We start from the raw sequence: 1,431 nt of genomic DNA, 5'->3' as shown, positions 1-1,431 counted from the left end.
AAACAGGATAATAAGTAAACAATAATGTATAAACCTGTCTCTTATACACATCTAGATGTGTATAAGAGACAGATAATTACTAGGCTATAAACAGCTAATTCAGGCTATTTATCGAATTTCAAGCACTTTAGTTACTTTATAATAATTCTGTCTCTTATACACATCTAGATGTGTATAAGAGACAGGCTATAAACAGCTAATTCAGGCTATTTATCGAATTTCAAGCACTTTAGTTACTTTATAATAATTATTCTCTTATTGTTAAAAATGGTGCTGCTTCAATAACTTAACGACTTTCTGTTCGTCCAAAAAAGTCATTTCCCATTATTCGGATGGCATTATTTGTATTATTCTGACGATTGTTAGTGCATTAATATAAGGTCATTTGGAACTATTTAAAAGTGCCTCGCAACTACCGCTACAACAAAAAAGCGATTTTCGTTTCTACCATAAGAAACGAAAATCGCTTTAATTTCTATTGAACCCTTCCAATGAACTTCTGTTGAAAATGTTTCATACAGAATAATGGCAGGCGGGAAATTAATGAATGATGAATTCTTGCTTATCAGCAAAATCATTCTCTAAATAATCGTAAAAGGTTTTGCTTAAACGATAGCCTTGTCCCCAAACAGTTTGAATCGCATCATCACCGAATTTATGCTCCAGCTTCTCATTAACTTTTGAAACAACCTTTGAAAGACTCGCTAAAACTGATTTAGTCGGTTCCTTCTCCCAAATTTGGTGGCTGATTTCTTCTCGAGGAACTGTTCGATCACCAGCTTGAATCAGGTAGTAAACAATTTCTTTTTGTTTCAGCTTCAAGTTCAATTCTGATAACTTTTGTTTAACGGTAACTTGTTGAACGTGAATAGCGTCCTTGGTAGCTAGATTTGACAGCTCCGCAATCAGTAAAATTTCTCGTAATCTCTCTAAATCAGAATTTACTGGAATCCAAGCATGAAACGGCTCCGGTTTTGTAATATCATAGTTGCTTCCCATCGTTCGACGGAAGAGTTTCATATTTCCTTCAGGTAAATGGTTGATGACCTCATACACATCGATATCATAAAGCGTCTCACTAAAAATTATTCCTTCGAATTGAGTAAAGAAATTCTTGTCGAAAGAACTTTTATTCACTCTCGTCATCACATTGCTAGAACAATAGACTTCATTTCCTAACTGTTTTAATTGTCGTTCAAAATCTTCTTCGTATAGTGGTACCTTGGTCAAAAGCAATAATTGCATCCTTTGCATCCTCCTTAAAATTACCTTTTCCAACTAAATACTTTTTATCTAAATCACAATGCCCACTCTTCTTGAATTATACACATCTAGATGTGTATAAGAGACAGTTATAGGACCGTTCCAAATTTTTCTTTTTATAAACTAAGACGAAATAACCAATAAAGAATAAAAGGTATCCGACTAAAT

At 33.6% G+C, this 1,431-nt stretch carries 1 protein-coding gene; it reads right to left on the bottom strand.

The window, feature by feature from the left end; translation table 11 throughout:
• Positions 1-540: 540 nt before the first annotated feature.
• Positions 541-1,245 carry a helix-turn-helix domain-containing protein gene (locus tag A5875_RS16230; RefSeq protein ID WP_088934554.1) on the bottom strand — a complete coding sequence of 235 codons (705 nt, stop codon included), beginning with the start codon at positions 1,243-1,245 and terminating at the stop codon, positions 541-543.
• Positions 1,246-1,431: the final 186 nt, after the last annotated feature.

Origin of the sequence: Enterococcus sp. 3H8_DIV0648 (genome assembly GCF_002140655.1) — a bacterium.
In the GTDB taxonomy this organism is placed as follows: Bacteria; Bacillota; Bacilli; order Lactobacillales; family Enterococcaceae; genus Enterococcus_A; species Enterococcus_A hulanensis.
The sequence above is the reverse complement of the archived record's forward strand: the minus strand, read 5'-3'. Positions and strand labels throughout refer to the sequence as shown.